This window comes from Eikenella sp. HMSC071B05, from assembly GCF_001811325.1.
Taxonomy (GTDB): Bacteria; Pseudomonadota; Gammaproteobacteria; order Burkholderiales; family Neisseriaceae; genus Eikenella; species Eikenella corrodens.
Window position 1 is genome coordinate 1 of sequence record NZ_KV804528.1, and the last position, 1,933, is coordinate 1,933.

The following is a 1,933-nucleotide window of genomic DNA, read 5'->3' on the forward strand; positions in this document are numbered from 1 at the left end:
GTGCCGGTGTGGTGGCTTCCGTGATCGCTTAAGAAGGATATTGAATAAATGGCAAATCAAAAAATCCGTATCCGTCTGAAAGCTTATGATTACAGCCTGATTGACCGTTCTGCTCAGGAAATCGTTGAAACTGCCAAGCGCACTGGTGCTGTGGTAAAAGGTCCGATTCCGTTGCCGACCAAAATCGAGCGTTTCAATATCCTGCGTTCTCCGCACGTGAATAAAACTTCACGTGAACAATTGGAAATCCGCACTCATCTGCGCTTGATGGATATTGTGGATTGGACTGACAAAACGACTGATGCACTGATGAAGCTGGATTTGCCGGCCGGTGTGGACGTGGAAATCAAAGTTCAGTAATCTGCTTGCAGATAATATCAAAGCCGAACGGAATCTCCGTTCGGCTTTTTGTGACCACGAGTCTTACCTAGTAGGGTAAATTGATACTATATGGAAGGGTGGCATTTAGCTATTCTATGGAAATAGGCAGCTATGAGTTTTCCTCATTTTTGTGGAGCAGGTATGCAAAAACAAAATAAGCACAATAAACACAAAAATCAAATCCGTATTATTGGTGGGGAGCTGCGCGGGCGGAAAGTTCGGTTTGCTGATGCAGAAGGCTTGCGCCCAACCGCAGATAGTGTGCGGGAGCGTTTATTTAACTGGTTGGGACAGGATTTAACCGGTCAAGTGGTGTTGGATTTGTTTGCTGGTAGCGGAGCCTTGGGTTTTGAGGCTGCCTCGCGAGGGGCGAAACGGGTTGTGTTGGTAGAAAATAATCGGCGGACTGCTGCAAGTTTACAACAGCAAATACAAGAATTGAGGCTACCTGAAAGAATGAAGGTTGAATCCATGGATTCTTTTGTGTTTTTAGAAAAAACACAAGAGCAATTTGATGTGGTGTTTTTGGATCCACCATTTGCTTGGCAGAGATGGGTTGAGCTTTTTATGTGCTTGGAGCAGCGTTTGCATAGTGGTGCATATATGTATGCTGAAGCAGGAGACTTGCCTGTTTGGCCTGATTATCTGTTGGAGTTGAATGCCGGGCAATCAGGATTAAGTAAATATGCGCTGCTCAAGAAGAAATGAAGCTGGATTGTTTTAATAATTGTTATCAAAGAAGAAAATTTTATATTTTGCCAAGGGAGAGGCTACCTGAAAGCTGGTCTGTGCTATAATCCCGCCCCCTAATTTTGGATAACTTAGAAGATATTAAGAGGAAAACATGTCTCTTTTTATTACAGATGAGTGCATCAATTGTGATGTATGTGAGCCAGAGTGCCCAAATGATGCCATTTCGCAGGGTGAGGAGATCTATGAGATCGATCCTGATCTGTGTACGCAGTGTGTTGGGCATTACGATGAACCGCAATGCCAGCAAGTGTGCCCAGTAGACTGTATTTTGATTGATGAGGAACACCCAGAAACTGAGGAGCAGTTGCGAGAGAAGTATGAAAAGATTATTTTGTTGAAAAATGGGTAGGATTTAATTTCAATTAAAAATATTGACTTGCGGCTAGTTCTGAAAAAAAGAATAAATTTTGCTTGACGATTGGTCAGGAAAGCCGCTATATTTCTTTTCTCTTTTGGTGGGATTCCCGAGCGGTCAAAGGGGGCAGACTGTAAATCTGTTGCGAGAGCTTCGAAGGTTCGAATCCTTCTCCCACCACCAATTACTATGTTGGGGCATTAAGGGCGGGTGTAGCTCAATGGTAGAGCAGAAGCCTTCCAAGCTTACGGTGAGGGTTCGATTCCCTTCACCCGCTCCAATAAATTTTTAAGGCCCATGTAGCTCAGGGGTAGAGCACTCCCTTGGTAAGGGAGAGGTCGGCAGTTCAAATCTGCCCATGGGCACCATCTATTTCTATCCCTTTGTTTACTTCAAGCTAATAGGAAATTGCCATGGCTAAGGAAAAATTTGAACGTAGCAAAC

3 protein-coding genes and 3 tRNA genes are annotated in these 1,933 nt (G+C 44.0%); all 6 read left to right on the top strand.

All coding sequences use genetic code 11. The features are described from left to right. Positions 1 to 48 precede the first annotated feature (48 nt). The 6 genes from rpsJ to HMPREF2796_RS00845 all read left to right on the top strand — a co-directional run bounded on the left by rpsJ (position 49) and on the right by HMPREF2796_RS00845 (position 1,857). A complete protein-coding gene (gene rpsJ / locus HMPREF2796_RS00820) occupies positions 49 to 360 on the top strand; it encodes a 30S ribosomal protein S10 (RefSeq protein WP_002642322.1) in 312 nt (103 codons plus the stop codon). A gap of 162 nt (positions 361 to 522) precedes the next feature. Continuing rightward, positions 523 to 1,089, top strand: coding sequence for a 16S rRNA (guanine(966)-N(2))-methyltransferase RsmD (rsmD, locus tag HMPREF2796_RS00825; protein WP_070630244.1), 567 nt, complete (start codon positions 523 to 525; stop codon positions 1,087 to 1,089). Positions 1,090 to 1,225: 136 nt separating this feature from the next. Further along, the gene (locus tag HMPREF2796_RS00830) at positions 1,226 to 1,483 is read left to right on the top strand and encodes a YfhL family 4Fe-4S dicluster ferredoxin (protein ID WP_003823685.1); all 258 of its coding nucleotides are present in this window, start codon (positions 1,226 to 1,228) and stop codon (positions 1,481 to 1,483) included. A 105-nt stretch (positions 1,484 to 1,588) separates the two neighbouring features. Continuing rightward, positions 1,589 to 1,672 (top strand) — tRNA-Tyr (locus HMPREF2796_RS00835). Between the two features lie 23 nt (positions 1,673 to 1,695). Beyond that, a tRNA-Gly gene (locus tag HMPREF2796_RS00840) sits at positions 1,696 to 1,769 on the top strand. A gap of 13 nt (positions 1,770 to 1,782) precedes the next feature. Continuing rightward, a tRNA-Thr gene (locus tag HMPREF2796_RS00845) sits at positions 1,783 to 1,857 on the top strand. The last annotated feature ends 76 nt before the right edge of the window (positions 1,858 to 1,933 follow it).

Coding starts and splice junctions, on each gene's coding strand:
- rpsJ (WP_002642322.1), top strand. CDS start 49: ATGGCAAATCAAAAAATCCGTATCCGTCTGAAAGCTTATGATTACAGC.
- rsmD (WP_070630244.1), top strand. CDS start 523: ATGCAAAAACAAAATAAGCACAATAAACACAAAAATCAAATCCGTATT.
- HMPREF2796_RS00830 (WP_003823685.1), top strand. CDS start 1,226: ATGTCTCTTTTTATTACAGATGAGTGCATCAATTGTGATGTATGTGAG.